At 68.4% G+C, this 14,146-nt stretch carries 14 protein-coding genes and 1 other RNA gene; 11 read left to right on the forward strand and 4 right to left on the reverse strand.

Annotated elements, in window-relative coordinates:
* The first annotated feature begins 8 nt into the window (after window positions 1-8).
* The 8 genes from mdcC to AC1KVE_RS05715 all read left to right on the forward strand — a co-directional run bounded on the left by mdcC (window position 9) and on the right by AC1KVE_RS05715 (window position 7,544).
* Entirely contained in the window at window positions 9-326 is a 318-nt protein-coding gene (gene mdcC / locus AC1KVE_RS05680) for a malonate decarboxylase acyl carrier protein (RefSeq protein ID WP_016902872.1), read from the forward strand.
* A 475-nt stretch (window positions 327-801) separates the two neighbouring features.
* On the forward strand, window positions 802-1,704 hold the full coding sequence (locus AC1KVE_RS05685; protein WP_228911428.1) for a biotin-independent malonate decarboxylase subunit beta: 903 nt from the start codon (window positions 802-804) through the stop codon (window positions 1,702-1,704).
* Window positions 1,695-2,399, forward strand: a complete 705-nt coding sequence (mdcE, locus tag AC1KVE_RS05690) for a biotin-independent malonate decarboxylase subunit gamma (protein WP_481092532.1) — start codon at window positions 1,695-1,697, stop codon at window positions 2,397-2,399. The genes AC1KVE_RS05685 and mdcE overlap by 10 nt, the downstream gene beginning before the upstream one ends.
* Before the next feature lie 2 nt (window positions 2,400-2,401).
* Window positions 2,402-3,043, forward strand: coding sequence for a malonate decarboxylase holo-[acyl-carrier-protein] synthase (mdcG, locus tag AC1KVE_RS05695; RefSeq protein WP_481092531.1), 642 nt, complete (start codon window positions 2,402-2,404; stop codon window positions 3,041-3,043).
* A 320-nt stretch (window positions 3,044-3,363) separates the two neighbouring features.
* Window positions 3,364-4,206, forward strand: a complete 843-nt coding sequence (gene mdcB, locus AC1KVE_RS05700; RefSeq protein WP_481092530.1) for a triphosphoribosyl-dephospho-CoA synthase MdcB — start codon at window positions 3,364-3,366, stop codon at window positions 4,204-4,206.
* Window positions 4,207-4,384: 178 nt separating this feature from the next.
* On the forward strand, window positions 4,385-5,305 hold the full coding sequence (gene mdcH, locus AC1KVE_RS05705; RefSeq protein WP_481092529.1) for a malonate decarboxylase subunit epsilon: 921 nt from the start codon (window positions 4,385-4,387) through the stop codon (window positions 5,303-5,305).
* A gap of 84 nt (window positions 5,306-5,389) precedes the next feature.
* Window positions 5,390-6,745 (forward strand): SLC13 family permease, encoded by a 1,356-nt coding sequence (locus tag AC1KVE_RS05710; protein WP_024937865.1) that lies wholly within the window; start codon window positions 5,390-5,392, stop codon window positions 6,743-6,745.
* Window positions 6,746-6,824: 79 nt separating this feature from the next.
* Complete coding sequence (locus AC1KVE_RS05715) at window positions 6,825-7,544, forward strand: GntR family transcriptional regulator (protein ID WP_024937864.1); 720 nt, start codon at window positions 6,825-6,827, stop codon at window positions 7,542-7,544.
* A 149-nt stretch (window positions 7,545-7,693) separates the two neighbouring features.
* Here the strand turns inward: AC1KVE_RS05715 and AC1KVE_RS05720 are convergent, their stop codons facing one another.
* The 4 genes from AC1KVE_RS05720 to AC1KVE_RS05735 all read right to left on the reverse strand — a co-directional run bounded on the left by AC1KVE_RS05720 (window position 7,694) and on the right by AC1KVE_RS05735 (window position 11,354).
* Window positions 7,694-8,317 (reverse strand): HAD hydrolase-like protein, encoded by a 624-nt coding sequence (locus tag AC1KVE_RS05720; protein ID WP_481092528.1) that lies wholly within the window; start codon window positions 8,315-8,317, stop codon window positions 7,694-7,696.
* Window positions 8,318-8,557: 240 nt separating this feature from the next.
* The gene (locus tag AC1KVE_RS05725; protein WP_005923815.1) at window positions 8,558-8,977 is read right to left on the reverse strand and encodes an STAS domain-containing protein; all 420 of its coding nucleotides are present in this window, start codon (window positions 8,975-8,977) and stop codon (window positions 8,558-8,560) included.
* Window positions 8,974-9,405 carry an ATP-binding protein gene (locus AC1KVE_RS05730; protein WP_039523217.1) on the reverse strand — a complete coding sequence of 144 codons (432 nt, stop codon included), beginning with the start codon at window positions 9,403-9,405 and terminating at the stop codon, window positions 8,974-8,976. Before AC1KVE_RS05730 ends, AC1KVE_RS05725 begins: the two co-directional genes overlap by 4 nt.
* Window positions 9,405-11,354, reverse strand: a complete 1,950-nt coding sequence (locus AC1KVE_RS05735; protein ID WP_481092557.1) for a SpoIIE family protein phosphatase — start codon at window positions 11,352-11,354, stop codon at window positions 9,405-9,407. The genes AC1KVE_RS05730 and AC1KVE_RS05735 overlap by 1 nt, the downstream gene beginning before the upstream one ends.
* Before the next feature lie 297 nt (window positions 11,355-11,651).
* Here AC1KVE_RS05735 and AC1KVE_RS05740 point away from each other — a divergent pair, with 297 nt between their 5' ends.
* From AC1KVE_RS05740 to AC1KVE_RS05750, 3 genes are all read left to right on the forward strand, one after another.
* On the forward strand, window positions 11,652-12,251 hold the full coding sequence (locus tag AC1KVE_RS05740; protein ID WP_434982215.1) for a hypothetical protein: 600 nt from the start codon (window positions 11,652-11,654) through the stop codon (window positions 12,249-12,251).
* On the forward strand, window positions 12,248-13,570 hold the full coding sequence (locus tag AC1KVE_RS05745; protein ID WP_184432263.1) for an XVIPCD domain-containing protein: 1,323 nt from the start codon (window positions 12,248-12,250) through the stop codon (window positions 13,568-13,570). Before AC1KVE_RS05740 ends, AC1KVE_RS05745 begins: the two co-directional genes overlap by 4 nt.
* 85 nt (window positions 13,571-13,655) lie before the next feature.
* Window positions 13,656-13,731: non-coding RNA, sX9 sRNA (locus tag AC1KVE_RS05750), on the forward strand.
* Window positions 13,732-14,146 lie beyond the last annotated feature (415 nt).

The following is a 14,146-nucleotide window of genomic DNA, read 5'->3' on the forward strand; positions in this document are numbered from 1 at the left end:
GGCACAGCATGGAAACCCTGCGGTATCGCTTCGATGGTCAGCATGGCGCACGCGCCGGGCTGGACCATGCGCTGGTCGGCGTGGTCGCCTCCGGCAACCTGGAAGTGCTGGTCGAGCGCGTGCCGCTGGACGGCGCGATGGAGATCGAGATCCTCACCGCCGCGCGCGGGTTCGGCACCATCTGGCAGGCGGTGCTGGACGATTTCGCCGCGCGCCATCCGCTGCGCGATGTGCGCATCAGCATCAACGATGTCGGCGCCACGCCAGCGGTGGTGAGCCTGCGCCTGGAGCAGGCGCTGGACGTCCTGCAGGGAGCCGCCGCATGAGCCACCCCTCTCACCCCGTAGGAGCGCACCAGGGCGCGACGGGTGTTCCCGGTAACGCTTCAGTCGCGCCCAGGTACGCTCCTACGCGCGTCGTGGGGAGCACCACTGTCGTTAGTGCCGACCGCAGCAATCCCGTAGGAGCGCACCAGGGCGCGACGGGCGTTCCCGGTAACGCTGCAGTCGCGCCCAGGTGCGCTCCTACGCGCGTCGTTGGGAGCACCACTGTCGATAGTGCCGACCGCAGCAATCCCGTAGGAGCGCACCAGGGCGCGACGGGCATTCCCGGTAACGCTGCAGTCGCGCCCAGGTGCGCTCCTACGCGCGTCGTTAGGAGCACCACTGTCGATAGTGCCGACCGCAGCAATCCCGTAGGAGCGCACCAGGGCGCGACGGGCGTTCCCGGTAACGCTGCAGTCGCGCCCAGGTGCGCTCCTACGCCTGTCGTTGGGAGATATGTATGAGCACCGCCATTCCCATGGCCGAGCGCAGCTATTACGAGGCCGATGCGCGCGAGCGCATCGAGGGCGTGCTGGATGCTGGCAGCTTCCGCGAATTCGTCGGTCCGCGCCGTCGTCTGATCAGCCCGCATCTGGCCCAGCTGGACACGCCCGGCGCCTTCGATGACGGCATCGTCGTCGGTGAAGGCACGCTGCGTGGGCGTAACGTGCTGATCGCCGCGCAACAAGGTGCCTTCATGGGCGGCGGCGTCGGCGAGGTGCACGGTGCCAAGCTTACCGGCCTGCTCGAACGCGCCGCCGCCACGCAGCCGGCGGCGGTGCTGTTGCTGCTCGACACCGGCGGCGTGCGCCTGCACGAAGCCAACGCCGGCCTGATCGCCATCTCCGAAATCATGCGCGCCACCTTGAACACGCGCGCCGCCGGCGTGCCGGTGCTGGCCTTGATCGGCAGCGGTAACGGCGCCTTCGGCGGCATGGGCATCGTGGCGCGCTGCTGCAGTGCGGTGATCATGTCCGAAGAAGGCCGCCTGTCGCTGTCCGGCCCGGACGTGATCGAAACCGTGCGCGGTGTGGAGGAGTTCGACGCGCGCGATCGCGCCCTGGTGTGGCGCGTCACCGGCGGCAAGCACCGCTATCTGCTGGGCGAGGCGCAGACGCTGGTGGCCGACCGCATCGCCGCATTCGCCGAGGCCGCCGTGCAGGCGCTGGACAAGCTGGCAGAGCCGGAAGGCGAGGCCGCATTGCAGGCGCTGGAACTTGCACAGCAACAGTTGGCCACGCGCATCGCCGCCTACGGCGATTGCCGCGACGGTCTGGAGATCTGGCAGCGCCAGGGCATCGTCGATGCGCAGCGTTTGCCGTTGCTGGAGACGGAAGCGTTCCTCGCTGCCACCGCCGACCGGAGCACTCCATGGAACTGAGCCAACTGCTGGATCAACTATTCCCGCTCGGTCACACCATCGCCCGCAATGACGATGTGCTGACCGGCAGCGCGATGACCGCTGCAGGCGAGGTCACCGTGATCGGCACCGCTAACAAACTGGAAGTCGGCGTAGACCACGCACTGGCATTGGCCGCCACCGTGTTGGCCAGCACGCGCGCGCATCCCCAGCGGCCGATCGTGATGTTGGCCGACACCGCCGGGCAGCGGCTCGCGCGCCGCGACGAACTGCTCGGGATCAACGGCTATTTCGCGCATCTGGCACGCTCGCTGGATCTGGCCCGCAAGCGCGGCGCGCGGCTGGTCACGCTGGTGTATGGCGAATCGGTCAGCGGCGGCTTTCTGTCGTTCGGTCTGATGGCCGATCACATCCACGCATTGCCGGATGCGCAGATCCGCGTGATGGATCTGCGCGCGATGGCGCGCGTCACCAAGCAGAGCGTGGACACCTTGCAGGCGCTGAGCAAGAGCTCGCCGGTGTTTGCGCCTGGCGTGGAGAACTACGTGCGCATGGGCGCGGTGGAGTCGCTCTGGGATGGCGATCTGGCGCAGGCGCTGCTCGATGCCCTGGCCGCGCCCAGCGATGGCGATCAACGCCGGGCACTTGGCGCGCAGCGTGGCGGGCGCACCTTGGCGCGCGATGTCGCTGCGGCCGTGGCCGCGGGCGAGGCCTGAGCATGCCCGGCCGCCACGCACTGGTGTGGCTGCATCCCGGCGCGCGCTGGCAAGCGCTGACGCCGGGTGCACAGCCACGGCTGCAGCAGTGGTTTGCCGCGGGTCTGCCGGCGGTGGTGGCGCGTGGCGATGGCAGCGAGACACCCGGCAGCCTGCGGCTGGGCGTGCCACTGCCGCCAGACGAAGGCAAGCAACGCCTGGCATTGAGCGCCGGCCTGGACGAGGTCGCGCGCAGCACCGCGCCATTGGCGCTGGACGCGGTGATCGCAGCCGCACCCGCCGCGATGCAGCCTGCACTGCAGGCCTTGCTGACCCAGTGCAATGCCAACGCCCTGCAGCCGCGCGTCTTCGGCAGCTTCGCATGGCAGGCCCTGACCGGGCTTGCGTATGTGCATGCGCAATCGGATCTGGACCTGCTGTGGTCCATCGCCACACCCGAGCAGGCGCAGGCCGTGGTGACAGTGCTGCAGCGCTGGGAACAGCGCCACGGGCTGCGCGCAGACGGCGAACTGCTGCTGCCCGACGACACCGCGGTGAACTGGCGCGAATACGCCGGCAGCGCGCAACAGGTCTTGGTGAAGTCCCCCAACGGCTGCCGCTTGCTGCCGCGCAGCGGGCTGTTTCCGGTATGGAGCGCGGCATGAGCACGCTGGTCGAACGCACTGCCGATGCCAGGCGTTCCGTGACGCCTGGCAACGCGGTGGAGCGGCAGCGGCCAGTGACAGGAGCCAAGCAAACGGGCATCGCACCATCCCTGGTTGATGCGGTCAGCCAATCGACGCACCTGATTCGTGCCGATCACGAATCGACGCTCGCACCGACACCGGCAGCGGCGCACGACGTACCGCCGCAGCCGCTACTGCGCCTTGCGCGCGCAGGCGCTGGTTCGAACCGCGTGCATGCGTCATCGCGCGCTGCATGCACGCATGGCGAGCTGCAAGACAGTGCAGCCCGACAACACGCATTGCATCCCGACGCCGGCACCGCTAGCGCACTGGCGCATCGGCTGGGGCGGCTGGCGGTCGCCGCCCTGCATGCGGAACTCGGCTGTGCGCCCAAGCCCGGCTTGGTCACGCCGTTCGACAGCGGCAGCCATGCCGATATGGACGCGTCGACATTCCTGCGCAGCCTGTTCGCCCTGCGCGGCTACTTCGTCGCGGTTGCACAGGCCGGTATCGACAACGCGCCGTTCGAGCAATTGCGCCAGCTCGGCATCGCGGCCGAAGCGGCGATGCTGCGCGCCACCGGCGGCATCAACACTCATCGCGGTGCGATCTTCAGCCTGGGCCTGCTCACTGCGCAGGCGGCGCGCTTGCGTGCCGTGCATGGGCATGTCCCTACCGGCGAAGCAGTCTGCACCGCGGTGCAGGTCTGGCGCGATGCGCTGCGGGCCGCGCCGCTGGATCCACACAGCAATGGCCAGCGTGCGCGTGCGGCGTTCCGGATCAGTGGCGTGCGCGAACAGGCCGCAGCCGGGTATCCATTGCTGCGCGAGATCGCACTGCCGTCTCTGCGTAGCGCACTGCGTAGCGGCGCCACGCGCGAGGCCGTACTGGCGCAGACCTTGATGCGCCTGGTTGCCGAGGTCGATGATCTCAACCTGCTGCATCGCGGCGGGCAAGACGGACTGGCTTACGCAAAGGCGCAGGCGCATGCGTTTCTGGCCGATGGCGGCATCGCGCACCTGCAGTGGCGCGCGGGCCTGCACGCCATCGGCAGGCAATTCGTCGCGCGTCGCCTGAGCCCGGGCGGCAGCGCCGATCTGCTGGCCTGTGCCTGGTTCCTGCACTGTCAGGAGACGGCATGAGCCTGTGTCAACCACTGGCACCTGCGAAGGCAACGTCCATCTCGGCGTGTGGCGGCGCGGCCCTTCGCACTGTCTCAGTGAACGGCGTGCTTGTCCTAGTCACGGAACAAAATGCCCGCAGCGCCAATGAGGGCGACGCTCGCACAAGGCACAGCATTTTCTGCAAGCAGGCCATCCAATGAGCCTGGCCGTGCTCTGTCCCGGCCAGGGTGGGCAGCACGCCGCGATGTTCGCGCGGGTTGCCGATGCGCCTGCCGCGGCCGAGGTAATCGCTGCTGCGAGCAAGGTGCTTGGCGCCTCGGCGCAAACGCTGGCCGCTGACAACTCCCGCTACACCAATGCCATTGCACAGCCGCTGGTCTGCGCCGGCACGCTGGCGCACTGGCAGGTGCTGCGTGCGCAGCTGCCCACGCCGGTGTTGGTGCTGGGCTACAGCGTCGGCGAGCTGGCCGCGCATGCGGTGGCCGGCGGCATGGAGATCGCCACCTGCTTGCAACTGGCTGCCACCCGCGCGCGCCTGATGGATGCGGCCAGCCCGGAACATGCCGGCTTGATGGTGGTACTCGGCCTGCCGCTGCGCACGCTGGAGGTGCTGTGCCGGACGCATCGCGCGGCCATCGCCATCGTCAATGGCGACGACCACGCCGTGCTCGGTGGCCCGCAGGCGGCGCTGCAGGCACTGGGCGATGCAGCGCAGGCGCAGGGGGCACGCGTCACGCCGTTGCCGGTGAGCGTGCCGGCGCATACGCCGTGGTTGCGGGCGGCTGCCGACGCCTTCGCCATCGAATTGAACAACGCGGCTGTGCAGGCGCCCAGGCTGCGTGTGCTGGCCGGCATCGATGCGCGTGCCGTCACCACGCAGGCCCTGGTGGTGGACACGCTGGCCGCACAGATCGCGCAGACCGTGCGCTGGTCCGAGGTGCTGGTGCAGGCCGCCGAACGCGGCGCGCGCGTGTTTCTCGAACTGGGGCCCGGTAGCGCATTGACGCGCATGGCGCGCGAGCGCGTGCCGGGCTGCGAAGCGCGATCGGTCGACGAATTTCAGAGTACCCACGGGGTGGTCGAGTGGGTCAACGCCGCATGCGAGCGCGCGGCATGACGGTCGAGGTGGTGCACACGGCGTAACCCTTGGGTGGCGGGTGGCCATCCGTGCTGTACGCGTATCAGGTGTCTGGGAGGGCGCATGACCCCGCAAATTGCAACGATTCTTGGCTTGGTGATCATGTTCATCGTCGCCACCGCATTGCCCATCAACATGGGCGCGGTGGCCTTCGCGCTGGCCTTCATCATCGGCGGCGTGTGGGTGGGGCTGGACGGCAAGGAGGTGCTGGCCGGCTTTCCGGGCGACCTGTTCCTGACCCTGGTCGGCATCACCTATCTGTTCGCCATCGCGCAGAAGAACGGCACCATCGATCTGCTGGTGCACTGGGCGGTGCGCGCGGTGCGCGGGCGCATCGTCGCCATTCCCTGGGTGATGTTCGTCATCACCGGCCTGCTCACCGCCTTCGGTGCGCTCGGGCCGGCGGCGGTGGCCATCATCGGCCCGGTGGCGCTGCGCTTTGCCAAGCAGTACCGCATCAATCCCTTGATGATGGGCCTGCTGGTGATCCATGGCGCGCAGGGCGGCGGGTTTTCGCCGATCAGCGTGTATGGCGGCATCACCAACAAGGTGGTGGAAAAGGCCGGGCTGGACGTCACCGAGATGGCGGTGTTCCTCACCAGTCTTGGCTTTAATCTGATGATGGCGATCATCTGCTTCTGCGCCTTCGGCGGGCTCAAGCTGATGCGCCGGCAGGAGGTCTCGCTGGCCGATGCGCAGTATGTGGCGGTGGCCGACGACCAGGCTTCCAAGCGCCCGTTCGCGATCGAAGGGCATGGTTCGCTGGTGGCCGCCGGTGGCGGCACCCTGTCGACCAATCCGCTCGCGCTGGAGGCGGTCGCCATCACGCGCGATCGGGTGATCACGCTGGTCGGCCTGCTCGGCCTGGGCATCGCCGCGCTGGTCTACAACCTCAACGTCGGCCTGGTCTCGATCACCGTGGCGGTGGCATTGGCGCTGATCTCGCCCAGCGCGCAGAAGGGCGCGGTGGACGGCATCAGCTGGTCCACGGTGCTGTTGATCAGCGGCGTGGTCACCTATGTGGCGGTGCTGGAAAAGGCCGGTGCGGTGGACTACATCGGCACCGGCGTGTCGCATATCGGCATGCCGTTGCTGGGGGCGCTGCTGGTCTGCTACGTCGGCGGCATCGTTTCCGCATTCGCCTCGTCGGCGGCGGTGCTGGGCGCCACCATCCCGCTGGCGGTGCCGTTCCTGATGCAGGGCCAGCTCGGTGCGGCCGGGGTGATCTGCGCGCTGGCGGTGTCGTCCACCATCGTCGATGTCAGCCCGTTCTCCACCAATGGTGCGTTGGTGGTGGCTTCTGCCGCCAAGGAAGAACGCGACGCGCTGTTCCGCCGCTTCCTGGTCTACAGCGGGCTGGTGGTGTTGCTGGGGCCGCTGGTGGCCTGGCTGCTGTTCGTGGTGCCGGGCTGGCTGTGATCCGGCCCGCGTCCGGCAGGGCATTGGGGCGCCCCGGTAGAATGGGCGCCCCCACGCCAGCATCGACGACCCGCCTGCCATGACCCTCGCCCCTGATTCGCGCAACGCCAAGAAGCGCGTACCGCTGTACGAGGAAGTGGCCGAGCGCCTGCGCCAGAAGATCTACGACTACGCGCTGCCGCCGGGCGAATGGATCGACGAGCCGGCGCTGGCCGAGGAACTCGGCATCAGCCGCACCCCGCTGCGCGAGAGCCTCAAGCTGCTCGCCGCCGAAGGCCTGGTGCAGCTGGACGCCGGGCGCGGCAGCCGGGTCACGCGGCTGACCCTGGAAGACCTCAACCAGTTGTTCCCGGTGATGGCGATGCTGGAAGGCCGCTGCGCCCACGATGCGGTCAAGCGCATCGACGCAGCCGGCGTGCAACGCCTGGAAGAGCTGCACGCGGCGATGGAAGCCGCCGCCACCGCTGGCGACCTGGCCGAGTACTACCGCAACAATTACCTGATCCACGAGACCGTGCAGCAGTACGCCGGCAATCCGTGGTTGATCCGCGTCACCCACGATCTGCACCGCATCCTCAAGATGCACCGCGGCCGGCAGCTGTTGACGCCCGGGCGCATGGCGCAGTCGCTGGCCGAGCACCGCGAGCTGATGGCCTGCGTGCGCCGCGGCGACGCCGAAGGCGCAGAGCGCACGATGCACGGGCATCTGCTGAGCCAGGGCCAGGCCTTGGCAGCGTACGTGGCAGCGGGCGGCATGTTGAACGTGCCGGCGCCCTTGCCGAGGGTGGGTGGGGTCTAGCAGTCGGCGCTGTCCGGGCGCATCATCCCGCGCACCGAGATCGCACATCCCGTCTTCCATCGGGAGAAGGTGCCCGAAGGGCGGATGAGGGTACGTGCGCACGCAGCACCGGAAAGCTTCTCGCTCTTGCGAATCCCAATCCCCGCCGCCTACTCCCCGCCCAACGCAAGCAAGTCATCCACGCCTTCGATCAACCGCGCCCCCGCCAATCCCGCAAACGCCTCCGGATACGCATAGCCCCAGGCCACGGCGGCAAAGGGCAGACCCACCGCTTGCGCCGCCTCCCAGTCGGCGACCTGATCGCCCACGTACACCGCCTGCGCTGCGGTATGCCCGGTGCTGCGCAACACGCGCCGCAAGGCGCGCTGTTTGCCCAGCAGATGCGCACCGCCGTCGATCACTGCGAACTTCGCGCTCAGCTCCTCGCCCAGCGCGCGCTGCACATTCTCCACCGAGTTGGACGACACCAGGGCCAGGCAGGTGCCGCGGGCGTGCAGGGCCTGCAGCACCTCGGCGATGCCGTCGAACAAGGCCATCGGTGGGGCGGCGCGCATCAGGCGGATGAAGTCGGCGGCCACCAGCGGGATACGCCAGCTGCTCAGGCCCGACTGCTTGAGCAGCTGGCGGGTGCTCAGGCGGCGTGCGGCGTCCACTTCATGCGCTTGCGCGGCGCGGAAGCCGTGCCGCTCGGCCAGTACGCGCTGCGTGCTCAGAAAGAAACCGAACGAGTCGGCCAGGGTGCCGTCGAAATCGAAGATGATCAGCTTGGGCATCGCAACGCGGGGATCGGGGCGTCATAGCCTAACCACTGCTGCACACGCGCCGTACGCAGACACGCCACCGATGTGCGCACAGGCGAGGTGGCGCCGCAAAGCGATCGGCACAACCACTGCGCGCATCGCCAGGCAGGCGCGCGTCCGATGCCGGGGATCGGCATGTACCACGCGTGTCCTTCGCCGAGCGCGCCGTCTACATCCAGCCGGCGCCGGTTCGCGGTGCGGCGCTGGCCGCGCTCAGGCCTCGGCGAAATGCGGCACGATCGGCGTATCGCCTTGCGCATGCTGTTCGATGACCTTGCGCTGCATCGCCGCCAGGTAGGCGTCCAGCTCTTCGGTGGAGGCGAAGACATCGCTCAGCGGCACTGCCTTGACCATGTCGAAGACCTTGCGGATCTGCGGCTGCGGGTTGGTCACCAGCACCTTGCCCTGGCGCGTGGCCAGTGCCTTGCGCGCCTTGAAGATGCAGCGGATGCCGGCGCTGGAGATGTATTCCAGCGCGGTCAGGTCCAGCACCAGCGTGGTGATCAGGGTGCCCAGCAGCGGTGACAGCGCCGCGTCCAGATCCTGGTAGGTGTGGGTGTCCAGGCGCCCGGTCAGGATGACGCGTTGACGGGTGTCCTGCGGCGGGTCGATCTGAATGGCGAGCGTGGTCATGACAGTGCCTCGGGGACGGGGGCGTACGGGTGGAGCAGGGTGACGCGCACCACGTTGTATGCACCATCGCGGCGGTAGTCGATGTGATCGGCGAACTGATGCACCAGGAACAGCCCCAGCCCACCGATCGCGCGCTCGTCGAGCTCGGCACTCAGGTCCGGCATCGCGGCGGTGCTGGGGTCGAAGGCGCTGCCGGGGTCGTGCATCTCCAGCACCAGCGCCTGCGGGTCCAGCTGCAGTTGCAGGCGCAGCGGCTGCTCGGCGCACTGGCCGTGGGTGAGCGCATTGCAGCCGAGCTCTTCCACGATCAGCCGTACCTGGCCGATGCGCTCGGCGTGCAGGCCTTCCAGCGTGAGCGAGTGTTCCAGCGCGTCGTTGGCGCCGGCCAGCTGGGCCAGCGAGGGCGCGATGGCCAGGTCGAGCTTCATCAGGTCGTTGCCTTTCCGGGTGCGTCCCGGCCAGCGTCTGCGACCCGCCCAGCATGCTCCTGGCGCAGCCGGATCGCCAGCAGGGTGATGTCGTCGTACGGGTCGGCCTGGCCGGTGAAGTGGGCGATGTTGGCGATCACCGCCTTGCACTGCGCCGCCGCGCTGCGGCGTGGCCGCAAGGCGCCGAGCAGGCGCTCCAGCCCATAGCTGGCCCCTTGCTCGTCCATCGCCTCGGTCACCCCGTCGGTATAGCCCAGCAGCGTCTGCCCGGCGCTCATGCGGCCCTGCAGCACCGGGTAGGCCACCTGCGGCTCGATCCCCAGCGGCGCGCCGGTGTCCAGCGGCAACGGCCGCGCGCTGCCGTCGATGTCGATCAGCACCGGCGGCTCGTGGCCGGCACTGGCCAGCCAGTAGTCGCCGCTCACCACGTTGATCACCCCGCACAGCACCGTGGCGAACATGCAGGTGTCGTTGTTTTCGGCCAGCCGCGTGGAGGCGGCGATCAGGATGCTGTCCGGGCGCGTATGCCGGCGCGCGGCGATTTCCAGCACGCTCACCGCGCGCGCCATGAACAGGGCGGCCGGCACGCCCTTGTCGGACACATCGCCCACCACAAACCACAGCAGCCCCGGCTCGGTCTCGACGAAGTGGTAGAAGTCGCCGCCCACCGCCTTGGCCGGTTCCAGCCAGGCGCAGGTTTCCAGATGCGAACTGGCGCGGTCGAAGGTGCGCCCGGAGGGCAGCATCGCCTGCTGGATCTCGCGCGCAATCTGCAGCTCGCTGTGCATGCGCTCGCGCGCGGCGGTCATCTCACCGATCTGCGCGATGTGGTCGCGGATCGCATCGCGCGCGCTGTCGAACGCACGCGCCATTACGCCCACCTCGTCACGGCGTTCGATGTGCTGCAGCGGGTATGCGAACTCGCCACGGCGAAAGTGCTCGGCGGTATCGGTCAATTCCTCGATCGGGCGCGTCAGCTTGCGGGTGATCCGCCCCATCAGCCACCACCACACCACCGCGCCCAGCAACGCCGCCAGCGCCACCCACGCGGCCAGCCAGTTCAGGCCCGCCAGCACATAGCCCTCCGAGGCGGACAGCACGAAGGTCCAGCCGCTGCGCCCCACCGCCGCGCTATGGGTCAAAAAGCGCTCGCCATCCGGCGCGGTGTGCGCGAACGAGATCGGCTGGCCCGCCGCCACCGCGCGCTGCAACGGTGCCAGATCCGGTCGCGAATGCGCCACGTAGCGCTCCAGCGTGTAACGCAGGTTGAGCGCTGGGTCGGGGCTGAACACCAGCATGCCCTCGGGCGACAGCAGCATCGGCTGGATGCCGATGTCGCGCGGCAGCTGGTCGATGATCTCGCGCAGGTGCTGCAGCGGCAGGTCCACGCTGACCATCCCCACCGGTGCGGCATCCACCGCATCGCCCGGGCGGCGCAACGGCAGGTTGTAGCTGGTGTACAGCGCGTTGCCGCCATTGGTATTGATATACGGCTCGGACCACCACGCGCGTCCTTCGCGCTGGGTGCGCAGATACCACGGCATCGCGCGGTAGTCGTAGCCCAGGTCCTGCACCGATTTCTCCAGCACGCGCGTGCCGTCGCGATGCACGTACCAGACAAACCCGGTGTCGCGCGCCTTCTGCGTGCGCGGCTCGATGATCAATCGCGCCGCACCGATATCCGGGTCGCCGCTGAGCGTGGCCAGCAGCAGCGCGCGCAGGTTGAACGGCTGCAGCCCCACCGCGCTGCTGCTGGCCGCCAGCGTGCGGCCGCTCACCTGCACCGAGTCCAGCATCGCCGCCAGGCTGCGTGCGGTCTGCTCGGTCAGGCCATCCACCTCGGTGCGCGCCGCCTCCACCAGCTCGGCGCGTGCGCCCAGGTAGAACACCGTGCCCAGCAACGCCAGCAACACCACCAGCACCGCGGTGGCGGCCAGCAACACGCGCATGCGCAGGCTGTGCCGCCAGTGCACCCGCGGGGTGACGGCCACGCTGTCGGCTGGCGATGTGGAACCCGTGGCGATGGCGCGCTTCCGTGGTGGCGGATGGCCCCGATCATGGCAGTTTTGCGGCCGCCGGCAACCGGCTCACGGCCGCCTCATCCTCAGCTGCCGTAAATTGACCCCAGCGGGTCAAGCAAACTAGATTGACTCCCCCTATCGCCATGGAGGCCGGCCTTGCGCCAGATTCTGACCCCGAGCCTGCTGGCCCTTTTGCTTACGGCCTGTAACGCCCCGGAGACCAGCATGACCCAGACCCAATCCCCCGCAACCGAGGCCGCCGCAGAAGCCGACGTCGAGGCCGGTGGCCGCGGCCTTGCCAAGTTGAATCCCAACCCGCGCAAGGCCTACGAGGTCACGCTGACGCTGGACAAGGCGCCCGGCGCCTTCGGCCTGGTGCAGGGCGCGGCGCAGTACGACGTCAGCAACGAAGCCGAATGCGGCAAGATCCAGCCCGAAACCGGCACCGCCGGGCGCATCACCAGCCAGGAAGACTTCGCACTCAAGAAGATTTCCGACACCGAGTACTGCGGCACCGTCTATCTGGACCTGATGCAGGACGAGGACTATTACGGCCGCGGCGTCTGCCACTGGGAATTCAGCGGTGCCAGCGTGCTGCTGAAGGCCACCGGTGCAGAGGAAGAGACCCGCTTCCTGTCGTTTATCGAAGGCAAGACGGTGACTGCGCAGCAGCCACAGACGAAGTACTACTGGAAGGAAGGGTATCCGCGCTCGGAGTCCAAGAGCTTTCCGGACACCGGTGAGCTGAGCCCGGACAAATTCAAGCCGGAAATCCGCGACAATCTCTTCACCATCACATTGGCTGCCAAGGAAGTTGCGCCATGAGCATCCCATCGCCGCACTATGCGGGCTTGTCGGAAGATGTCTACAAGGATCGCGCCGTCGGCCGGCGCGCGCCAGGTCAGGAAGAAATCGTCGTGGTCGAGGGGCAGCGTTATGCGGTTCTCGACCACGTCAACAACAAGGCCACCGGCTATCAAGGCACGATCTACCGGCGTGAAGGCAGCGGCGACATCGTGGTCGCCCATCGCGGCACCGAGGGCGCGGTCAAGGACATTCTCACCGATGCGACCATGGTCACCTCGCGGACCAATCCGCAGGCAGCCGACGCGCTCGCGCTGACCAAAAACGCGATGGACATTGCCAAGGACGTCGGCAAGCGAACCGGGCACCAACCCGAAGTCACCGTCACCGGCCACTCCCTGGGCGGTGCGCTTGCGCAGGTCTCCGCGCACCACTACGACCTCAAGGGCGAAACCTTCAACGCCTACGGTGCAGCCAGCCTGAGTTACCGCATTCCCGAAGGCGGCAACAGCGTGATCAACCACGTGATGGCGTCGGACCCGGTCAGCGCGGCCTCGCCGCATTTCGGGCAGGTGCGCATCTACGCCAAGCCGGATGAAATCGCCACGTTGAGCGGCGCCGGCTACAGCAACAGCAAGGCCAATTTCCTGATTCCCGACTACCCGCTGGTGGCGGCCGGCGGTTCGCTGGGCGCGCACAAGCTGGGCAACTTCCTGGGCGAGCATTCGGCGCTCACCGACCCCAACGCGCGTCCGCTTGCCGAAAAGAACGCGCGCATGATCGACGAATACCGCAGCGATGTGGACGGGCTGCGCACCGGCACCACCATCCTGACGCGCAGCGCGCGCGGCCTCGGCCAGGACGCCATCGACGCCATCCGCGGCCCGCTCGCTCCGGGCGAGCCTGCCAAGCGCGACGCGCGCGAGCACGGCAACGAGCACACCTCGCTGCGTATCGACCAACCGGGGCATGTGGGCAACGCCCTGTTCCAGGACGCGCAGCGTGGCGTGCACGCGCAGGACGCACGTGCAGGGCGCGCGCCCGACCAGCAAAGCGCCCAGTTGTCCGGCTCGCTCGCCTCGGAAATGCACGCCGCCGGCGGCCAGCGCATCGACGCGGTGATGATGAGCCCCGATGCCGCACGCACCTTCGCCGTGCAGGGCCGTGTGGACGACCCCGCGCAGCTGCGTGTCAGCGTGGAAACCATGACCGCCATGAACACCCCGCTGGAGCAGAGCAGCCAGCGCGTGGCCGACAATGCCGCACGCCAGTCGCTGGCGCTGGAGCAGCAGCAAACCCAGACCCAGCAGCAACAGCAGGGCGCACGCGCGCTGGGCTGAGTGCGCTCATGCATGCGTGGCGTTGGGCAGCCGACAAGACGGCTGCGAAGCCGTCAGGTGGGCGCGGCCGTTGCCCGGAATCGGCATGGACCAAGGGTTCACTGCAGTGCCGGGCGCGCCATCCGCACCATCTGACGGCCGCTCGCTATGCGCTGGGAGTCGCGCTTGATGCGGTGACTGCGCCGATCCGCAGGGCTGACGCGGCGGCGCTTCGATCTGCCAACTGCCGCCATCGAGTGGCGTGTAAGAAAAACGCCGGCTTGCCCGGCGTTTTTCGTTTCGGTCGCTGCCCATCCATGGACGCGAGCGTGTCGAGTACGCCGAGCGGGCAGGGCAGCAGGAAGCCGGGCGGTCTTCACCCGTCGGGCTGCTGCTGTCGAGAATTGCAGTTTGCCGCGCAGCGCCGGTGACGGTGATCGAGCCAGGGGTGTCGTTCCAGAATCAGCTGTCAGCCACAGCCACAGCCACAGCCACAGCCACAGCCACGCAGCCGCAGTCACAGCGCAGCCGCAGCCGCAGCCGCTGCCGCTGCGCGCGGTGAGCGGCGTGCGTACGACGATGGTATGCGCTTCCAGC

The sequence above is a fragment of the Xanthomonas sp. NCPPB 2864 genome, from assembly GCF_056675615.1.

Bases quoted from the DNA above. Each gene is read 5' to 3' on its own strand.
- AC1KVE_RS05735 (WP_481092557.1), bottom strand. From the start codon at position 11,354: ATGCGCGTGTTGCTGGCCGCCACCGCGGTGCTGGTGGTGTTGCTGGCG.
- AC1KVE_RS05725 (WP_005923815.1), bottom strand. From the start codon at position 8,977: ATGACCACGCTCGCCATTCAGATCGACCCGCCGCAGGACACCCGTCAA.
- mdcC (WP_016902872.1), top strand. From the start codon at position 9: ATGGAAACCCTGCGGTATCGCTTCGATGGTCAGCATGGCGCACGCGCC.
- AC1KVE_RS05710 (WP_024937865.1), top strand. From the start codon at position 5,390: ATGACCCCGCAAATTGCAACGATTCTTGGCTTGGTGATCATGTTCATC.
- AC1KVE_RS05730 (WP_039523217.1), bottom strand. From the start codon at position 9,405: ATGAAGCTCGACCTGGCCATCGCGCCCTCGCTGGCCCAGCTGGCCGGC.
- AC1KVE_RS05685 (WP_228911428.1), top strand. From the start codon at position 802: ATGGCCGAGCGCAGCTATTACGAGGCCGATGCGCGCGAGCGCATCGAG.
- AC1KVE_RS05740 (WP_434982215.1), top strand. From the start codon at position 11,652: ATGACCCAGACCCAATCCCCCGCAACCGAGGCCGCCGCAGAAGCCGAC.
- mdcG (WP_481092531.1), top strand. From the start codon at position 2,402: ATGCCCGGCCGCCACGCACTGGTGTGGCTGCATCCCGGCGCGCGCTGG.
- mdcE (WP_481092532.1), top strand. From the start codon at position 1,695: ATGGAACTGAGCCAACTGCTGGATCAACTATTCCCGCTCGGTCACACC.
- AC1KVE_RS05720 (WP_481092528.1), bottom strand. From the start codon at position 8,317: ATGCCCAAGCTGATCATCTTCGATTTCGACGGCACCCTGGCCGACTCG.
- AC1KVE_RS05715 (WP_024937864.1), top strand. From the start codon at position 6,825: ATGACCCTCGCCCCTGATTCGCGCAACGCCAAGAAGCGCGTACCGCTG.
- mdcH (WP_481092529.1), top strand. From the start codon at position 4,385: ATGAGCCTGGCCGTGCTCTGTCCCGGCCAGGGTGGGCAGCACGCCGCG.
- AC1KVE_RS05745 (WP_184432263.1), top strand. From the start codon at position 12,248: ATGAGCATCCCATCGCCGCACTATGCGGGCTTGTCGGAAGATGTCTAC.